This window comes from Colwellia sp. 6_MG-2023 (assembly GCF_030547765.1).
Taxonomy (GTDB): Bacteria; Pseudomonadota; Gammaproteobacteria; order Enterobacterales; family Alteromonadaceae; genus Colwellia.
The window spans coordinates 79296-98552 of the sequence record NZ_JAUOPP010000014.1; the positions used below are offsets into that span (position 1 = coordinate 79296).

The 19257-nt window shown below is 37.6% G+C and carries 16 protein-coding genes; 2 read left to right on the forward strand and 14 right to left on the reverse strand.

What is annotated here, in order from left to right; genetic code table 11:
* Positions 1 to 37 precede the first annotated feature (37 nt).
* The 7 genes from aroB to Q4503_RS10615 form a co-directional block, all read right to left on the reverse strand.
* The gene (aroB, locus tag Q4503_RS10585; RefSeq protein ID WP_215973195.1) at positions 38 to 1102 is read right to left on the reverse strand and encodes a 3-dehydroquinate synthase; all 1065 of its coding nucleotides are present in this window, start codon (positions 1100 to 1102) and stop codon (positions 38 to 40) included.
* A 76-nt stretch (positions 1103 to 1178) separates the two neighbouring features.
* On the reverse strand, positions 1179 to 1697 hold the full coding sequence (aroK, locus tag Q4503_RS10590; RefSeq protein ID WP_215973196.1) for a shikimate kinase AroK: 519 nt from the start codon (positions 1695 to 1697) through the stop codon (positions 1179 to 1181).
* 192 nt (positions 1698 to 1889) lie between these two features.
* A complete protein-coding gene (locus tag Q4503_RS10595; RefSeq protein WP_215973197.1) occupies positions 1890 to 3998 on the reverse strand; it encodes a type IV pilus secretin PilQ in 2109 nt (702 codons plus the stop codon).
* Positions 3999 to 4010: 12 nt separating this feature from the next.
* Positions 4011 to 4532 (reverse strand): pilus assembly protein PilP, encoded by a 522-nt coding sequence (locus tag Q4503_RS10600; protein WP_303602241.1) that lies wholly within the window; start codon positions 4530 to 4532, stop codon positions 4011 to 4013.
* Positions 4533 to 4534: 2 nt separating this feature from the next.
* A complete protein-coding gene (locus Q4503_RS10605) occupies positions 4535 to 5137 on the reverse strand; it encodes a type 4a pilus biogenesis protein PilO (RefSeq protein WP_303602242.1) in 603 nt (200 codons plus the stop codon).
* Positions 5134 to 5718 (reverse strand): PilN domain-containing protein, encoded by a 585-nt coding sequence (locus Q4503_RS10610; RefSeq protein ID WP_303602243.1) that lies wholly within the window; start codon positions 5716 to 5718, stop codon positions 5134 to 5136. Before Q4503_RS10610 ends, Q4503_RS10605 begins: the two co-directional genes overlap by 4 nt.
* A complete protein-coding gene (locus Q4503_RS10615) occupies positions 5706 to 6785 on the reverse strand; it encodes a pilus assembly protein PilM (protein ID WP_215973201.1) in 1080 nt (359 codons plus the stop codon). Before Q4503_RS10615 ends, Q4503_RS10610 begins: the two co-directional genes overlap by 13 nt.
* Positions 6786 to 6911: 126 nt before the next feature.
* On the opposite strand from Q4503_RS10615, the gene Q4503_RS10620 reads away from it, so the two are divergent.
* Positions 6912 to 9548, forward strand: a complete 2637-nt coding sequence (locus Q4503_RS10620) for a penicillin-binding protein 1A (RefSeq protein WP_303602244.1) — start codon at positions 6912 to 6914, stop codon at positions 9546 to 9548.
* Between the two features lie 97 nt (positions 9549 to 9645).
* On the opposite strand, the gene Q4503_RS10625 is transcribed toward Q4503_RS10620, so the two are convergent.
* The 7 genes from Q4503_RS10625 to argC all read right to left on the reverse strand — a co-directional run bounded on the left by Q4503_RS10625 (position 9646) and on the right by argC (position 17789).
* Positions 9646 to 9966 (reverse strand): hypothetical protein, encoded by a 321-nt coding sequence (locus tag Q4503_RS10625; RefSeq protein ID WP_215973203.1) that lies wholly within the window; start codon positions 9964 to 9966, stop codon positions 9646 to 9648.
* A gap of 123 nt (positions 9967 to 10089) precedes the next feature.
* Entirely contained in the window at positions 10090 to 11400 is a 1311-nt protein-coding gene (gene argA / locus Q4503_RS10630) for an amino-acid N-acetyltransferase (protein WP_215973204.1), read from the reverse strand.
* 154 nt (positions 11401 to 11554) lie between these two features.
* A complete protein-coding gene (gene argH, locus Q4503_RS10635; protein WP_215973205.1) occupies positions 11555 to 13483 on the reverse strand; it encodes an argininosuccinate lyase in 1929 nt (642 codons plus the stop codon).
* Positions 13484 to 13485: 2 nt separating this feature from the next.
* The gene (locus tag Q4503_RS10640; RefSeq protein ID WP_215973206.1) at positions 13486 to 14730 is read right to left on the reverse strand and encodes an argininosuccinate synthase; all 1245 of its coding nucleotides are present in this window, start codon (positions 14728 to 14730) and stop codon (positions 13486 to 13488) included.
* Positions 14731 to 14834: 104 nt separating this feature from the next.
* Positions 14835 to 15764 (reverse strand): ornithine carbamoyltransferase, encoded by a 930-nt coding sequence (locus Q4503_RS10645; protein ID WP_303602252.1) that lies wholly within the window; start codon positions 15762 to 15764, stop codon positions 14835 to 14837.
* 87 nt (positions 15765 to 15851) lie between these two features.
* Positions 15852 to 16631, reverse strand: coding sequence for an acetylglutamate kinase (argB, locus tag Q4503_RS10650; protein ID WP_215973207.1), 780 nt, complete (start codon positions 16629 to 16631; stop codon positions 15852 to 15854).
* A gap of 111 nt (positions 16632 to 16742) precedes the next feature.
* Positions 16743 to 17789: an N-acetyl-gamma-glutamyl-phosphate reductase gene (argC, locus tag Q4503_RS10655; RefSeq protein ID WP_215973208.1), complete on the reverse strand. Its 1047-nt coding sequence runs from the start codon at positions 17787 to 17789 to the stop codon at positions 16743 to 16745.
* 269 nt (positions 17790 to 18058) lie between these two features.
* Between argC and argE the strand changes: the two genes are divergently transcribed.
* Positions 18059 to 19222, forward strand: a complete 1164-nt coding sequence (gene argE, locus Q4503_RS10660; protein ID WP_303602245.1) for an acetylornithine deacetylase — start codon at positions 18059 to 18061, stop codon at positions 19220 to 19222.
* The last annotated feature ends 35 nt before the right edge of the window (positions 19223 to 19257 follow it).

Consider the following 19257-nt stretch of genomic DNA (forward strand, 5'->3'; position numbering starts at 1 on the left):
TATGCCTAAAACTATACGGCTTTAGGCATAACTAAAATTATAGAATTTGTTGAAGTGTCTCTTGCGTTATGTCATCACGAATTTCTGACTTTCCTATCGCAGTAGGAACAATAAAACGTAATTTACCGCCAATATTTTTTTTATCTCGGCGCATATGACGAGTAAAGTCATCACAGCCCATTGTTTCTGGCGCTTGTAACGGTAAATCAAACGCTTCAATAAGCGATTCGATTCGACAAAGTTCTGACACTTCAAGCAAATTCATTGCTACTGCTAACTTACCAGCAAGTACCATGCCAGTAGCAACTGCTTCACCGTGAAGCCAGTTACCATAACCTTGCTCTGCTTCTATAGCATGACCAAAAGTATGACCTAAGTTGAGTAAAGCACGAACACCTGCTTCCGTTTCATCATTAGCGACAATGTCTGCTTTACACTGACAACATCTTTCGATCATTTCAGCTAACAATGTTTTATCACCAGCCTTTATTGACGAAATATTGTTTTCTAGCCAAACAAAGAAATCATAATCACCTAATATACCGTATTTAATCACTTCGGCCATGCCAGCATTAAACTCGCGCACAGGTAAGGTAACTAAACTGTCGATATCAATAATAACGGCTTTAGGTTGATAAAAAGCGCCAATCATATTTTTACCCAACGGGTGATTAACCGCGGTTTTGCCACCAACAGATGAATCTACTTGAGATAATACCGTTGTTGGTACTTGGATAAAATCGACACCACGTTGATAAGATGCTGCTGCAAACCCGGTAATATCACCGATAACACCTCCACCTAAAGCGATCAAGGTAGTATCACGACCATGTTCATTTTTTAATAGGTGAGACATGATACGTTCGAAATTTGCTAAACTTTTTTCAGCTTCACCATCAGGTAAAATAATTTCGTCAACATCAAAGTTAGTCAGTTTACTTTTGATTTTTTCAAGATATAAAGGGGCAACAATCGTATTGGTAACAATACAAACTCGTTTTCCTCTAATATGATCTGAAAATAACTTTTCATTTTCAAATAAACCAGAGTCAATATAGATAGGATAGCTTCGAGCACCTAGATCAAGATTAAGAGTGGGCATATTAGAGTTACCTGGTGTTTGGCTGGGATAAAGCCACTTATGTATTAGTGGCTTTGAAACAAAAAAGTAGTATTAACTAAAAGTCTAAACGCTCAATAATTTTATGAGCAACAACTTTAGCACTTTGATCATCGGTTTTAATGACAACATCAGCTATTTCTTCATATAACGGATTACGCTCAATAGCTAAGTTTTCTAGCACTGTACGTGGCTCTTCCGATGTTTGTAATAAAGGACGACGACGATCTCTTTGTGTTCGAGCAACTTGTTTATCAATAGTAGTCTCTAGATATACAACAATACCACGAGCCGAAAGACGGTTTCGTACTTGCATACTGATAACTGAACCACCACCTGTCGCTAAAACAATACCTTGTTTTTCGCTTAAGTCCTCAATAACACCTTCTTCTCTTTTGCGAAACCCTTCTTCGCCTTCGAGATCAAAGACCCAAGCAATATCTGCCCCGGTACGACGTTCAATCTCTTGATCAGAGTCGAAAAATTCAAGATGTAGCCTGTCTGCAAGCTCTCTTCCTATAGTGCTTTTACCTGCACCCATAGGGCCAATAAGGAAAATGTTACGTTTTTCTGCCATTAGATTTACTTAATACTCGTTTGTTACAGGTATACCAAAAGGACAATATAGCAACAGCTATATACCTTTCGATGTCATAGAGGTCTCCCTCGGAAATTTCAAGGGCGTAATTATCGCAATTGTTCGGGTAGGATTGCAAGTAACATTATTAGTAAGTCAGACAAAAAGTCTAACTTACTAATATTAATATACCTAAAAGTGTTCTGTCACAATGCGTGGCGTCACAAAAATGAGTAATTCTTTTTTCTCATTAAATTGACTAGTATTTCGAAATAACCAGCCAAAATAAGGAATATCACCTAATACAGGTACCTTAGAGACTGAACTTATAATCGATTGTTGGTATATTCCGCCTAATACAATAGTTTCACCGTTATTAACTAATACTTGCGTACCAATACGCTGTGTATCAATTGCAGGTGCGGTACCACTTTGTACCGTAGAGATTGTGTCTTGCGTAACAACTAAATCTAGAATAATTTTATTGTCTGGTGTGATATGTGGCGTAACGGTTAAACTTAACACCGCTTTTTTAAATTGTGTTGATGTAGCACCACTTGAGGCCGCTTCTTGGTAAGGTATTTCAACACCTTGTTCAATATACGCTTCTTTTTGATTAGCCGTTGTTATACGTGGACTAGCAATAATTTCACCTTTGCTTTCTTGCTCCATAGCACTAAGCTCAAGATCGAGTATTGTGCCGTCAGCTAAACGCGCTACTTGAAACGCTAAAGCACCTGCTGGGCTCGCTACAGGTAGGTTTACATTTAACCTATCGGTTAAATTAGGTACATTGCCAACCCCTGTATTAGTGGCGATATTATTAGAGACTGATGTGCCTTCTAATGAGCCTGATGTACCAAACTCACCATCGGTATTCGTTACACCCCAACGTATGCCTAGCTCTTCATTGATATTATCTTTAACGGTAACCATACGTGCTTCGATAATAACTTGACGTACTGGTATATCTAAAATGTTTACCATACGTTTAATATCTTCAATGCTTTTAGTGGTATCTCGAATAAGTAAGGTATTCGTTCGTTCATCAACTGACACACTACCTCGTTCTGATAATATGCTGGTATCTTCATTTTTAATTAGCTCTGCAAACTCTACTGCTTTTGCATAATTAATTTGTACATACTCAGAATACAGTGGTGCCAACTCTTCTACTTGTTGCTGCGCGAGTAGGTTTTTAGCTTCTCGTTCTGCTAATTCATCATTAGGCGCTACCATTAAGATATTACCTTGCATACGTTTGTCTAAGCCTTTCACTTTTAAGATGATATCTAAAGCTTGATCCCAAGGTACTCCATCTAAACGTAGGGTAATATTTCCTGCGACTGTATCACTGGTAATCAAGTTGAAATCATTATAATCAGCAATAATTTGTAATACGGTTCTTACCGGAATATCTTGAAAGTTAAGGGAAATAGAGCGTCCGGTAAATTCATCTTCATCAGATAAATAACCTAATGGCTTCTTTTCTTTTTCTTTAATCGATAAAACAAACAAGTTACCTTGTTGTTTATGGGTAAAGGTAAAGTGCGTGTCTACATCGATAACTAAACGGGCATTACGACCGTCTTTAAAGGTTTCTATATTGGAAACAATTGTGCCAAAGTCGGTCACGTCCAACTTGTAAAGTAAGTCTTCAATGATGCGAGTATTATGGAACTCTACATGTACTTTGCCTAACTTATCATGAACATCAACAGCGACAATGCTGTCTTTTAGGTAAATTAATACTTCAGCGGTTTTGTCTTCACCTAAACGAAAATCAAGTGATTCAATTTGATTAATAAATTGTTCACCAGCAGGGTTAAGGGTTTCAACAATATTTGCTGACTGACCGTAATTAAGTGTTATAGAAAACTCGTTACCATTTAAAGCAACATCAAATACTGCGAGTTTTTCAAGGTTGATAGTTGCAACAATATTTTCAGCGGTTTTATCTAGGGTAATATTTGTTACACCAGCATGATTAACCAGTGTTTCTTGCAAGCTAGGGTCAAAATTATCAGCCGAGAATTTAACTTTTACAAAAGCCGGTGTCATTGATGTGTCAACAACAGGTAGTGCCGATATTGCGGTTGTAAATTCAAAAACTAACTCAATTTGATCACTTTGAATAGTATTGTAAGAAATACCTTTTAATTGACTGCTCTTAGTTTCTTCAGCACTGGTATTGAAGGAGATAATGACCAATGTTACTAAGGTTAACAAGGACAACCAGCTACGACTTAAGTTAACTAATTCTGAGAAGATTTTATAATTTTTCATTTTATTCGATAGCATTATTATTCCCTACTATTTCGATTCAGGTTGAGCAATCTTAATTATTGTTTCGCGCTCGACCCAACAACCAGCACCGTCTGGTGTTAATTCTAATAATTTTACACTGTGCGGAGTCACTTCTGTAATACGGCCGTCATACAAGCCTAAATAATTACCTACAGAGACTCTATGTAAAGTAAGGTCGGAAGCTTCCATCAAGGCCCAAGTTACCCCGTTATCACCCAAGGTACCGCGCATTTTAAGTACACCTAGTGCAAAATTTTCTAACGGCTGTTTACGACGTCTAGGATCAGGACTTAAACAACCTGTCATTTGTTGAACTTTCTGTTGAAGTGCTTCAGGTTCAGGTAATGAAAATGGGCTTCTTAACTCATATGCCGAATAGTCATAATGATTAAATGGCTTAACTTCTGGCATTGGTTCTATATGACTGGTTGTCGCCGCCCTAACCTCTGCCATGTGAGCACTAAGATCACTCGTGTCATCATAACAACCGCCAAGAATAACTAAAACAATTAAAATTAATATTCTCATTGTTAGTTAACCTCTTGTTCTTGATAACGATAGGTTTTAGCTTCCATGGTTAAATTCAGCATATCCGCATTCTTACTATCTTTAATAATTTCAATTTTAAAATTATGTAGAGTCACAATTCTAGGTAATCCTGCTATCTTACTAACAAAGCTTCCCAGTGAGTGGTACGGACCATTAACTTCTATATCAATTGGCAATTCGATATAAATCTCTTTACTGATTTCTGGTTGCCATTCTAATTTAACAAATTCTAAACCGCTGGTTGTTCCTATAAAGGTAATATCGTCCAATAGCCCTGGTATTTCATAACTATTAGGCAAGCTTCTTAATTGATTAGCAAAAATACCTTCTGCTTCAATCATTTGTGCTCTGAATAATTCTAAGTTTGCGGCAACATGATATTTAGCTTGATATGACTCTTTTAACGTCATTTCTTCGGCTTCAACCCGTTTAAGTTGATCTATTTTACCACTTACTAAACCAATATAGCCTAAAAAAATCACCATGGCGGCTAAAAATATAACCAACACAAGTTTTGGTGCAAAAGGCCATTGACCAATATTTTCTAGATCAAGGTTTTCAAATTGTTCTCTATCAAAATTCACTGATTACCTCCCGCCTGATTAGCAAGAGTAGCATCATTAACTAAACCTTGAATTTTTACCCTCATTTTAAAACTACTTAAGAGTTTTGATGAGTCATCATCTGAGGTAATAGATTCTGGTGTTGCATCCGTAAATAAATCCGATAATTCGATCGCTCTAATCATATTGGCCAAGTGATTATTCGACTCACTTTTCCCTATAATTTCTATACTATTACCTTGCTTGTCTAACTGAGTAATATAAATACCATTAGGGATTATTTTAGCTATTTCATCAAGAATTTGCGTACCGACATTTCTGCTGCGCTGTAACTGTTCAATCACTTCAATACGTTTTTTTAATGCAGCTTTTTTATCGTTTAGTGTTCTAATTTCGGCAATTTGTATATCAAGTTGTTGGATCTCATTCTTTAAAAACTGATTACGCGTTAATTGTCCATCAACACGGGCTTGAAAATATAAATTAACGACAAAAATTAATGCGAATGCCAATAAAGCGACGGCAATTAACAAGGTGAAGAATTCTTTTTGTTTTACTTTAAGTGCTTCCTCTCGCCAAGGAAGGAGGTTTATATATGCCATGGTGTAAAACTCCTTAGCGCTAAGCCAGTAGCTACCGTTAATTGTGGTGCTACTTTAGCAAGTTTTTCTTTATCTATCGATTGCCCTAATGCCATTTCATGGAAAGGATTTGCGATGATAGTATGCACCCCAAGCTCTTCAGTTAGCAGGCTTTCTATGCCCTCAATAGATGCTGTTCCACCAGAAACAAGTAGATAATCCACTTTTTTGATGCCACTAGACGTTAAAAACATTTGAATTGCCCGACGTATTTGTTGCATAAGTATAGTCTGAAAAGGCGCTAGTACTTCAAAAGTGTAACTTGTAGGTAAATTATTGGTTATTTTTGCTTCTTCGGCTTCTTCAAAGGTTTTGTTGTAATAAGAAACAATTGAACGAGTGTATTGTTCACCGCCAAATTTTTGATCGCGACTGTATAAATGCTTGCCCGCTTTAGTCACTGAAAATAGCGTCATGGTAGCGCCTATATCAACGATGGCAACTGTTTTTTCCATGGCATCTTCTGGTAACTGTGATAAACATAAGTCTTGAGAGCGGCTTATTGCGTATGACTCTACATCAATCACTTTAGCAGTAAAGCCGCCAGCTTCTAATGCTTCGACTCTTGCTTCAATAGACTCAGTACGTGCAGCACTAAGTAGTACATTTACTTTACTTGGATCGGATTCATTTACTTCTAACGTTTCAAAATCTAAACTAACTTCATCTAAAGGATAAGGGATCAAGCTATCTGCTTCTATTTCAATTTGGCTAGCAAGCTCTTCTTCATTAAGTGATACGTCCATATAAATAATTTTAGTAATCACTGTTTGACCTGAAACAGCAGCAGCGGCTTCTTTGGCTTTCATTGGTATGTTTTGTCGTATTTTCGCAATAACATTACCAACGGCTTCAATATCTTGTATTTCACGATCAACTACTGAGCCACGCGACATTGGCTCTATCGCAAAATCTTCTAAAACGTAACCGTCACTAGCTTGGCTGAGTAAAACAGCTTTAACAGCATGAGATCCAATATCGATCCCTACCAGCATCGTTGTTTTCTTTTTCCACAAATTATCTAGCATAACAACCCGTTAAATTGTTTATTGAAATTATTTTAGACATATTTTCACATAAATACATTTATTACATGGTTTTACAAGATATACTAGTATTATCTGACAATTTTTCCCATAAATAGAGTGATTGTAGTGTTTTCAATATCTAAAATTATTAAATCAGTTCTAGCTTTGTTATTTATCGGTATTTTAAGTATCGTTATATTGTATTTAACTTTACGCAGTGAGTTGCCTGAAATCAATTCTTTAGAAGATGTGCAATGGCAAACTCCAATGCAGATTTATAGTAGTGAGGGATTATTGATTTCACAATTTGGTGAAAAGAAACGCATACCTTTAACATTCGATGAAATTCCTCAACAACTAATAGATGCACTACTCGCCACCGAAGATGATAGATTTTACTTTCATTTTGGTGTTGATCCCATTGGTATGGGCCGTGCGGTATTAGGAAAGCTAACTGGTAATGATAAAGGCGGCGCGAGCACAATAACAATGCAAGTAGCTCGTAACTTTTTCCTTACCAGAGAAGTCACTTACACACGTAAAATTAGAGAAATATTTTTATCTTTCCATATTGAACACCTGTTAACCAAAAATGAGATATTAACCTTATACGTTAACAAGATACCTTTAGGTCATCGTTCTTTTGGCTTTGGTGCCGCTGCTCAGGTCTATTATGGTAAAGCGTTAAATCAACTTACCTTAGCACAAATAGCTGTGCTAGCTGGTTTACCTAAAGCTCCTTCGACATATAACCCTATCAGCCGACCAGATCGTGCCAAAATTCGTCGTACAACAGTTTTACAGCGGATGTTAGTAAGTGGCTATATAACAGATGAGGAATATCAACAAGCCAAGTCTGCGCCAATAACAGGTAAACCTCATGGTGCAGAAATAGAACTAAATGCGCCTTATATTGCTGAAATGGCACATCAAGAAATGATAGAGCGTTATGGTAAAGAACAAGCATATACCAGTGGCTTTAAAGTTTTCACTACAGTAACTAATAAATTACAAACAGCCGCTCATAAGGCAGTAACAGGTAATTTATTACGTTATGACCAACGTCATGGTTACCGTGGTGCTATTAGCTCACTTAGACCTGAGCTAGCTAACAATAAAGCGAATGATAAGTTTGACGCAACGCCAACACTAAACCCACTAACTGATGAAGAAATTTCAACAGCACTTGCCAGTGTCCATTCTTATCAAGCACTTGTTCCTGCTGTGGTCACCAAGGTGGATGAACTAGAGGTTAGTATTACTTTACGTAATAACAAGAAAGCGACTATTCCTTGGCGTGGTATGGCTTGGGCACGTCCGTTTATTAATGATCAAAAACAAGGCATTCCTCCTAAAAATGCCCATGAAATATTTCACTATGGTGATGTGATCTTAGTAAGTGCGCTTGCAGACAACGAATACAGATTAAGTCAATTACCTGTCGCAAGTGCTGCTATGATTTCAATATCTCCAGATGACGGGGCAATAAAAGCAGCAGTAGGTGGTTTCAGTTATAAACAAAGCCAATTCAACCGTGTAACTCAAGCGAAACGCCAAGTTGGTTCGAATATTAAACCTTTTATATATTCTGCCGCTTTAGAACAAGGTTTTACCCTTGCTTCACTTATTAACGATGCCCCAATTAATCAGTGGGATAGAAGCACAGGTGTTGTTTGGCGTCCGAAAAACTCACCTGAAACTTATGTTGGTCCAATAAGAATGCGTTTGGCTTTAGCGCAATCTAAAAACGTGATTGCGGTAAGGTTATTAAAAAGTATTGGCTTAGATGATGCGATCAATCATCTGTCTTCTTTCGGTTTTGCCCCTGATGATTTACCTCGCAATGAGTCATTAGCGTTAGGCTCGGCTTCATTAACTCCGATAGAAGTGGTTACTGGTTTTGCGGCCTTTGCCAATGGCGGCTATTTAGTTGAACCTTATTTAATTGACCGTATTGAAACCGCTGAAGGCGAAGTTATTTTTCAAGCTAACCCTGCTTTAGCCTGTGCCCCTTGCGAGTTAGACAATCCCCTTGCTGAATTGAATCAGAATAATTTAGAAAATGCTGAGCTAGTAGAGGAAACCATCGAGAATACTGCTGAGTTGATGTCTTTAAATTCAAGCGATACTTTTGCAGAAGATGCTATAGAGAACAGTACGATAGCACCACAATTAATATCAGCACCTCGCGCTATTTCAGAACAAAATGCCTTTTTGATTACTGAAGCACTTAATAGCGGGATTTGGGGAGCAGATTGGTCAGCAGAGAATCCTTGGCAAGGAACTGGTTGGCGCGCAAGAGCACTGAAACGTAAAGATATTGCCGGTAAAACGGGTACCACTAACGAAGGCAAAGATGCTTGGTTTTCTGGTTTTTCTCGACGCTTAGTAACAACCTCTTGGATAGGTTTTGATGATCCAAGCCGTAATTTAGGTAAATCAGTATACAATAGCAACTTAGGGAAGAATCAAATAACCGGTACTGAAGCAGGTGCTAAATCAGCACAACCGGCATGGATAGACTTTATGAAAGTAGCGTTAGAAGATATTGAGTTTGAACCTTTTGAACCACCTGCTGGTATTGTTTCTGTACGCATAGATAAAGCGACAGGTAAGCTGAGTACTAAAACGAATAAAAGCAGTTTATTTGAATACTTTCAGGTAGGTACTGTACCAACTGAATATGTTAGTGAAGACAATAGTATTGATATTTTTCAGCATAACGACGTCATAAAACAAGAAGAAGCTGAAGAATTATTTTAAATAGTGATTAACAACAAGGTAAAGCTTGTTGTTAATCTATTGCAGCTGAACTAAGCCGCTGGCCAATAGCCTCTGCGGCTTAGCTTAGAAATAGTACTTATCTTCGCTTACCAGTATTTTTAGTATTAATTAACGTTCGTGCAATACTCAATAACTCAGGTGAAATATCGTCAGCTCCCTCTTTTATCAGCTTGGTTACATCCCCAGATGAAAACAAAGAGCCTCGCTCTGATTTTACTCCTAACGATCGAACAAAATCTTTTGTTTTACCAGTACTTCCCGTTTCAATATATTTAAAAATCACTTGTTCATTAAAGTTTTCAGGCTCTTTTTTTAGGGTCGCTACTTGTTCCGTTAATGATGCTATTTCCATCTCTAAGGTATTTATTAATTCAGATAGGTTTGAATGAGGTGTCATTGGTTATTTAACTCTTATAAGGGTTAGCTGAGTAACCTGAGGTCAGGTTCAGTAGATAGCAGTATTGTACAATGAATAGAAGTAGGTATATAGCTTATACCTACTTTTCAGGACGAGGTGAAATTAAATTTCTTTAATGAAGACTTTAGACTTACGCTGAAAGTTATACAATTTTTGTTTACCTTCAGGTAGTTTATCCATAGGTTGCTCAATAAAACCTTGTTCTTGAAACCAATGACCACTTACCGTTGTTAACACAAAAATTGCAGAAAGTTCCTGTTGTTTAGCTTCTTCTTCTAAAGCCGAGATTAAACGCCCGCCACGATTACCCTTGCGATAATCTGGATGTATCGCAACACAAGCCACCTCACCCATTTTTGCATCAGGGTATGGGTATAGTGCTGCACAAGCAATAATCATGTCTTCTTTTTTAAGTACAATAAATTGGTCTATTTCAACTTCAAGTAATTCACGAGAGCGTTTAACCAAAACGCCTTCAGCTTCAAGTGGAGCCAATAAATCTAAAATTCCAGCAACATCATCAATAGTCGCTGTAGATAATTCTTCTTTGTGATCTTTCGCAATAAGGGTTCCGGCACCATCACGCGTAAATAACTCTTGTAATAATGCGGTATCGCTTTGGTAACTTACGCAATGACAACGTTCAACGCCATTTTCTCCACTTTGAATAATGGCACGAAGTAATAACTGACGTACATGGCAGTCTTTGTCATCAAGTAAGGTTTTAACACGACGTACACTACAACTTTTGATCAAACTACCAAATTCATCGAGCAAGCCTTCATCTTCGGTTAATGTGATCAGTTTATCAGCATTTAAGTTAATTGCCGTTTGTGCAGCGACATCTTCTAAGGCTAAATTAAAGACTTCACCTGTGGGTGAATAACCGATAGGAGATAACAGTACAATAGACCCATAATTTAACTGCATATTTATGCCGTCAGAATCTATTCTACGAACAGAACCAGTGTATTTATAGTCAACACCATCACGAACACCCATAGGCTTAGCAATAACAAAATTACCAGTACTTACTCTAATTTGTGAGCCATGCATTGGTGAATTCGCAAGCCCTGTGGTGAGTAAGGCTTCAATATGTAAACGTAACGAGCCTGTAGCATCTTTTACTGCGCTAAGTGTATCAGCATCAGTAACACGAATATTATTTTCCATAATTCGTTCGATATTACGTTGAGCCATACGCTCTTCAATTTGTGGCCGCGCTCCATGCACAACAACAAGTTTGACACCTAAGCTTCTTAATAGTGAAATATCATGAATAATATTTGCGAAGTTAGGATGTAAAACAGCTTCACCACCAAACATTAATACAACAGTTTTACCACGATGAGCATTTATATAAGGTGCCGCATTTCTAAACCATTTAACGTAATTTTGATCGCTATTATTCATGTTTTCATTCTTTAAGTTTATATGTAATACCAATTCCAATAAGTTTCTTCTCACTCAGTGAGAGTTAAAAGGTTTAGAGGCACAAGTTATACGTTCCAAACATAACTTAAGTACCGACATCCATGTCGGTAAGGCATTGATTGAAGAGAATCAGCTATTTTCCCTGACCAACAATATATTCCATAGCGATCTCATCAGCAGGATCTTTATCTGGTGTTGGTTCACTATCTTCAATAATATTCTCAGCTAACGAGCTTTTATCAATGGCACTAAAACCTAATTTCGCAAAATAGTCAGGAATATAAGTTAAAACAATAATTTGTTTTAACTCCATTTGATAAGCAAACTCAAGTAAGTATTGAACTAATGCGCCACCTTGTCCTTGATTTTTAGCTGATTCATCAACCACAACAGAGCGAATTTCAGCAAGCCCTGTTTGATAGATATAAAGAGAAGCACAGCCAACAACAACGCCATCAAGCTCTGCTACGACAAAGTTTTGAACATCATGAATGATATTATCAAGCGTTCGTGGCAATATTTCACCTTTATCCGCTTGTACATTCACTAATTGATGTATTTTATCTACATCTGACATTCGTGCTCTACGCACAGACATAGCAGCAGCTCGTTGAGCATTTAAACGCTGTTTTACTTGTTTAAGTGCTACTTTAATTTGCTGTTTACCTGGCGCGCCAACCACTTGCTCATTCAAGATTTTTTCGTTACCTGTCGCTAACGCTTTTTCCACTTGTGAGCGTGAGGTACCACCAAGGGCTTCACGTTTATCTAATGTTGATTCTATTGATAAGTGTTGATAAACATCTTGTTCAATTTTATCACTGAATTCTTGTAATCGTGAGATAGTTAAGTCTTCTAGTGGACAACCTTGTTCAATTGCAGCTAAGACAACTTCACCAACAATATGATGCGCTTCACGGAATGGAATGTCTTTACCCACTAAATAATCAGCAAGTTCAGTGGCATTAGCGTAACCTTGTTGAGCAGCAGCTAACGTACGACTTCTATTTACTTTTAAGCCATCAGCAACTAATACAGCCATTTCCATACATTCTTGCCAAGTATCAAGTGCGTCAAAAAGACCTTCTTTGTCTTCTTGCATATCTTTATTGTATGCAAGAGCCAAAGCTTTCATGGTCGTTAACATACCTGTTAATGAACCAAACACACGTCCGGCTTTACCACGAATTAATTCACATGCATCAGGGTTTTTCTTTTGCGGCATTAATGATGAGCCAGAGCTAACTAAATCGCTCATTTCTACAAAGCCCGCTTCGCCTGAGTTATAGAAAACTAAATCTTCAGCAAAACGCGATAAGTGCATCATTGAAATACTAGCAGTAGCTAACAGCTCAATAACATGATCACGATCTGAAACAGCATCTAAGCTATTCATGGTTGCTGTTCTAAAGCCTAAACGGCTAGCCAATGCATTACGATCAATTGGATAAGCAGTGCCCGCTAATGCGCCTGAGCCCAGTGGTGAAACATCTAAACGATATAACGCGTCTTTTAAACGGCCAATATCACGATTAAACATTTCAACGTAAGCTAAACACCAATGACCAAAAGTTACCGGCTGAGCGCGCTGTAAGTGGGTATAACCAGGTAATACCGTATCTTTTTCACGTTCAGCTAAATTCATCATTGCTTGTTGTAAATTAACGAGTGCAAATAATAATTCGCCGCCAGTTTCTTTACACCACAGTTTTAAATCGGTAGCAACTTGGTCATTACGACTACGACCTGTATGGAGCTTTTTACCTAAATCACCTGTTTTTTCAATTAACTGAATTTCAACCCAGCTATGAATATCTTCAGCATCTGAAAGTAGAATCTGCTTCGGATTTTCTTCCACAGATTCTTTTAGTTCATTTAACGCCGCCACTAAACGGGTTAACTCACCATCATTTAACACGCCTACTTCATGAATAGCCTGTGCCCAAGCAATTGAACCGACAATATCTTGTATTGCCATACGGTAATCAACAGGTAACGAGTCATTAAACTTTTTAAATTGTACACTCGCTTTTTCTTTAAAGCGTCCACCCCATAAGGCCATTACTACTTCTCCTGATTTTTTTTGCTTAACGCAGTAATTCTGCTTGATAAACTAAATAAACGAATGAAACCTTCTGCATGTTTTTGGTCATAAACGTCATCAGCACCAAATGTTGCAAATTCTTCAGAATATAAAGAGTTAGGAGAACGACGTTGCGTAACTTGCGCCATCCCTTTATACATTTTAACAACAACATCACCTGTTACTTGCTCAGCAAAAGAAGCTGCTGACGCTAATTGCGCTTTAGCAAGTGGTGTAAACCAACGGCCATCATAAATTACATGAGAGAATTCAAGACCAACCGATTCACGATATTTTAGAGATTCTTTATCTAAAATAAGTGTTTCTAAGCCTTTGTAAGCTGCCATTAATACTGTACCGCCCGGAGTTTCATAACAACCACGAGACTTCATACCCACTAAACGGTTTTCTACGATATCAATACGACCAACACCATGTGCCGCTGCTTTCTCATTTAAGTAAACTAATGCTTCATAAGCACCAGCGCCTGTTGGCGAGAAATCTTTACCGTCTACAGCAACTAATTCACCTTTATCAAAACTTAAGGTTACACGGCCTGGTTCATCTGGTGCATCCATAGGATCAACAGTCATGGTCCAAACTTCTTTTGATGGCTCACACCACGGGTCTTCTAATTCTCCACCTTCGTGAGAAATGTGCCATGCGTTGGCATCTCGACTATAAATTTTAGTTAATGATGCAGCACAAGGAATATTACGTTCTGCTAAGTAATCAAGTAAATCTTCACGAGAAACCATGTCCCACTCACGCCATGGCGCAATAACAGTAAGCTCTGGTGCTAAGGCAGCAAAACAAGCTTCAAAACGTACTTGGTCATTACCTTTACCAGTACAACCGTGACATACCGCATCAGCACCTACTTTTAAAGCAACTTCAATATGCGCTTTAGCAATAATAGGACGTGCCATTGACGTTCCTAATAGGTATTGACCTTCGTATACCGCACCTGTTTTAAGAATTGGGTAGATATAGTCTTTAACATATTCTTCTTTAAGATCGGCGACATAACATTCTGAAGCACCTGAAGCGATTGCTTTTTCTTTAATCCCTTCTAATTCTTCTGCACCTTGGCCAACATCAGCACAAAAAGCAACAACTTCACAGTTATCATAGTTTTCTTTTAACCATGGAATGATTGCTGATGTGTCTAAGCCGCCTGAATAAGCTAATACTACTTTTTTGATTTTTTTCTTTTGAATACTCATTTAATTTTCTCTAAATTTGGTTAAATAGTTCATAAATTATTGTTAAGCGTAATATCTCACACTTAAATTATCGGGTTTCAGCCCAACACAAACAGTGTTACTAATTACTTAGTAAATAGGTTTACTAAAACAGCATTTTGCGCCCACATTCTATTTTCAGCTTGCTGAAAAACTACCGACATTTCGCTATCGAATAACGCTGTCGTAATCTCTTCTTCTAAATGTGCTGGCTGGCAATGCATCACAATGTTTGCATCGCTATTTTTCATTAACGCATGATTGACTTGATAAGGAGCAAAATGCGCTAATAATTGCGCTTTTTTACTGTCATCTTCATCGCCCATAGAAATCCATGTATCGGTATAAATAACGTCTTGTGGACCCACTTTAGTAATGTCTGTCGTGATAGTAAGTTTCGCGCCAGATTCATTTGCTAGCACTCGCGTTTTTTCAATCATATCCGCTTCGGCTTCATAGCCAACAGGCGTAACTAAAGTAAAATCTACACCTAATATAGCAGCCATAATCATTAATGAATTAGAAACATTATTACCATCACCCACATAGGCTAATTTAACCTTGCTCAAATCAGCAGCGTTCCCTTCGGTAAAAAGCTCTGTTAGGGTAACAAAATCAGCTAACGCTTGGCATGGATGATATAAATCACACAACGCATTAATAACAGGCACAGTTGCATGTTCAGCCAAGCCTTGAATAGAGTCATGACTAAAAACTCGCGCCACAATGGCATCGGCAAAACAAGATAAGTTTTTCGCGTAATCACTTACTCGCTCACGTTCACCTAATTTACCATTTTGTTGACCTAAATAAAGGGCATGACCACCTAATTTGTTAATGCCCATATCAAAACTTACATGGGTTCTTAATGACGGTTTTTCAAAAATCATCGCAACAGATTTACCCGCCAATACTTGACTATAATCAGCAGGGTTATTTTTGATATGAATTGCTAGCTCAATTAAGGCTAACAATTGCTTCTTATTTAGCTGATCGTCAGCTAAAAAATTAGAAATTTGTAGTGACTTGCTTTGTTGTAACATAAGTTTTTCTCGATTCAATTAATCTAACACTTTCTCTAATAAAGAGTTAATACGACTGCACTAATCTGACAATATTTGTGTACCCATACCTTGCCCATTTAGCAGGCTAGGAATTTTCTCTGGCGATTGCCAGCTAGCAACCGTAATACTTCGTCGTAATTGATTAGCGGCTTGTAGTGCGGCATTCACTTTTGCTGTCATACCACCAGCAATAACACCTTGTTCAATAAGATCTTTGGCTTGCGTACTATTAAGTGATGATAAATATTCACCATCAGCACCTTTTACGCCATTTACATCTGTTAATAACAGCAGTTCAGCATTAAGTAGCTGACAAATAGCAACAGCAGCATCATCGGCATTTACGTTGACTAGATCACCATTAGCTAAACACCCAATTGATGATACAACAGGTAAAAAATGACTATTAAGCAGCGCATCTAGTAATAAACTAGATTTAGGCAGTGGTAAACCAACCTCGCCTAGATCTAATTCAGATTTTGTACAAGCAATCATATCGCCATCTGCTAACGATAACCCTACTGCCGATAAGTTCATGCTACTTGCTGTGGCAACAATTGATTTATTTACCGTACCCGCTAAAGCACCGCTAATTAATCCAATTTGCTCTTTCGGAGTAACACGTAAGCCATGTTTTTTAACTGTGGTAAAACCTGCTTGCGCTAACATGTCATCAACGACACAACCACCACCGTGAACTAATACCACTTTAGCCTCAGTTTTAAGGTTAACAATCACCGCTAACAATGCATCTAACGCACCGGATTTCTCCAGAATAGCTCCGCCAATTTTTATAACTAAAGGGTTGTGGTTGCTCATTTATCTTTTCTCTTATCTTTTTACTTATTGGATGCTAGATTCAATACTAAAACATTCAAAATCAACAATTTCAATATGTTGGCTAGGTTATTATTAACAAGTGATTATGACCTAGCAATTACGAGCTAGCAAACTATATTCGCTTGGTAATCCAAGCTGAATATTAAAGCATTGAACAGCCTGTGAAGAAGCACCTTTAAGTAGGTTATCAATAGCACAACTCACCACAACTACGTGCTTTTCTTGATCAACTTGCCAATGAATATCTGCAAAAGGAGTGTGCGCTACATTATCTATTTGAGGCCAAGCATCAACGATTCTAACCAATGGCTTGTCGTTATAAGCTTGCTTAAATGCTATATCAACTTGTTCTGCGGTAACATCCGCTTTTAGCTGCATAGTCACAGTAGCTAGCAAGCCTCTTTTATAAGGCGCTAAATGTGGATTAAAAATAACATCAGCATGTGCTTCTTGAGAGATTTCTGGCTGATGTCTATGCTGTAAAATATTATAAGGTTTTAAACTGACTTCATTAAAGTTGGTCGCTAATGACGCATTTCTTCCTGCCCCACTCACACCACTGATACCATTGACGACAATTAATGAATTTTCTACATGAAAATTATTACTCGTAATAGGTTTTAAAGAAAGTAAACTTGCCGTTGGATAACAGCCCGGTACAGCAACTAAGTCGGTATTAACAATAGCTTCATGTTCCCATTCAGCTAAACCGTATTTGGCTTGTGCTAATGCATCAATATTAGCATGCTCAAAGCCGTAGAATTTTGGATAGTCTTCAGCATTTTTTAATCTAAAGCCACCAGAAAGATCAAACACCTTAACACCTGCATCAACAAATGCTTGGGCCCAATCGGCACTAAACTCATGTGGAGTGGCAAAGAAAACCGCATCTAAATCTGTAGCAGCATTTACGATATTATCGTCAAACCATTGCTGAGAAAAAGATTCCAGGGGTACATCACATATCCCCTGCCAGCGACCATGTAATTCGCTGAAAAGTTTTCCACAGGAAGAAGAGTTTTCTGATACAACAAGATGTTGTATTGAAACTTTATCGTGTTGGCCTAATAAACCAACTAATTCAGCACCGGCATAACCACTAGCGCCAATTACAGCAACCTTTTGAACTTCTGACACAATCTAAACCTTTTTATTCAGAAAACTATTAACGATACGGATTTAATAAAATAACCATTCTCTTATAACTAAAGTATCCAAGAGATATTAAAAAAATTCTCTATCGTCGTCGTATTTCTTGAACAATTAGCATTTTAAGTGGCCTTATTACAGCAGGTTATTTACACTATAAAAAGCAATTTAACAGCTCATGGGTAGTTATGCAACTATTAAGCATAACTATTTGGGCTTTTATTCAAATTATTCTTTTATAGTGCGGATCTTTTTATATGTCACAATTACCTAACTTCACCCAATCTTTGACTCAATTGATTGCTTGCTCTTCAATTAGTTCAACTCAACCAAGTTGGGACCAAGGAAATATAGAGGTAATTCAATTACTTGCGACATGGTTCGAACAGTTAGGTTTTGATATAAATATTCAAAAAGTTCCTAACACAACAAATAAATATAATTTACTGGCTAAACTTGGCAACGGTGAAGGTGGCTTATTATTAGCAGGTCACAGTGATACAGTTCCGTTTGATGAAAGTCGTTGGCAGAGCGATCCTATGAATGTTATAGACAAAGATGAAAAGTTCTATGGTTTAGGCACCTGTGACATGAAAGGTTTCTTTGCTTTTATTTTACAAGTTTGTAAAAGCATTGATGTTAAAAAATTAAAAAAACCACTATACGTGTTAGCAACTGCAGATGAAGAAACTACCATGGCCGGTGCGCGTTTTTTTGGACAAACCCAAGACATAAAACCTGATGTTGCCATTATAGGTGAGCCGACTAATTTAGTGCCTGTAATTATGCACAAAGGTCATATGTCACATCGTATTAGTGTTCAAGGCCAGTCAGGTCATTCAAGTAAACCAGCACTTGGGGTTAACGCCATTGAGATCATGTATGAAGTGATCGGCGCATTAATTGATTTAAAAGAAAAGTTTAACCTTAACTTTAAAAATGAAGCATTTGATGTACCAGCCCCAACGTTAAACATGGGAGCAATTAGAGGAGGTGATAATTCAAACCGTATTTGTGGGCACTGTGATTTAGATATTGATTTACGCTCTTTACCGGGTATGAGTGATGATGAATTACTGCAATGGTTAAGCGACGCGTTAAAACCGTTAGCTGAAAAATACCCTGCGCGTATCACTTTTGATGAATTACATCCTAGCTCACCAAGCTTTGAACAGAATAAATCACCAACTGATGACAATTGTATTGTATCTATTGCTGAGGAAATCAGTGGTCACACGTGCTGTGCGGTAAATTACGCTACTGAAGCGCCTTATATACAACAACTTGGCTGTCAAACCATTGTCTTAGGCCCAGGCTCGATAAATCAAGCACATCAACCTAATGAGTTTTTAGCCCATAGTGAAATAGACAAAACAGATAAATTATTAATGTCAATGATCCAGCATTACTGCCTGCGTTAGACTTTTATTTAACGATAATTTCCGTTCAAAAATAA

Bases quoted from the DNA above. Each gene is read 5' to 3' on its own strand.
- aroB (WP_215973195.1), bottom strand. From the start codon at position 1,102: ATGCCCACTCTTAATCTTGATCTAGGTGCTCGAAGCTATCCTATCTAT.
- aroK (WP_215973196.1), bottom strand. From the start codon at position 1,697: ATGGCAGAAAAACGTAACATTTTCCTTATTGGCCCTATGGGTGCAGGT.
- Q4503_RS10595 (WP_215973197.1), bottom strand. From the start codon at position 3,998: ATGCTATCGAATAAAATGAAAAATTATAAAATCTTCTCAGAATTAGTT.
- Q4503_RS10600 (WP_303602241.1), bottom strand. From the start codon at position 4,532: ATGAGAATATTAATTTTAATTGTTTTAGTTATTCTTGGCGGTTGTTAT.
- Q4503_RS10610 (WP_303602243.1), bottom strand. From the start codon at position 5,718: ATGGCATATATAAACCTCCTTCCTTGGCGAGAGGAAGCACTTAAAGTA.
- Q4503_RS10615 (WP_215973201.1), bottom strand. From the start codon at position 6,785: ATGCTAGATAATTTGTGGAAAAAGAAAACAACGATGCTGGTAGGGATC.
- Q4503_RS10625 (WP_215973203.1), bottom strand. From the start codon at position 9,966: ATGACACCTCATTCAAACCTATCTGAATTAATAAATACCTTAGAGATG.
- argA (WP_215973204.1), bottom strand. From the start codon at position 11,400: ATGAATAATAGCGATCAAAATTACGTTAAATGGTTTAGAAATGCGGCA.
- argH (WP_215973205.1), bottom strand. From the start codon at position 13,483: ATGGCCTTATGGGGTGGACGCTTTAAAGAAAAAGCGAGTGTACAATTT.
- Q4503_RS10640 (WP_215973206.1), bottom strand. From the start codon at position 14,730: ATGAGTATTCAAAAGAAAAAAATCAAAAAAGTAGTATTAGCTTATTCA.
- argB (WP_215973207.1), bottom strand. From the start codon at position 16,631: ATGAGCAACCACAACCCTTTAGTTATAAAAATTGGCGGAGCTATTCTG.
- argE (WP_303602245.1), top strand. From the start codon at position 18,059: ATGTCACAATTACCTAACTTCACCCAATCTTTGACTCAATTGATTGCT.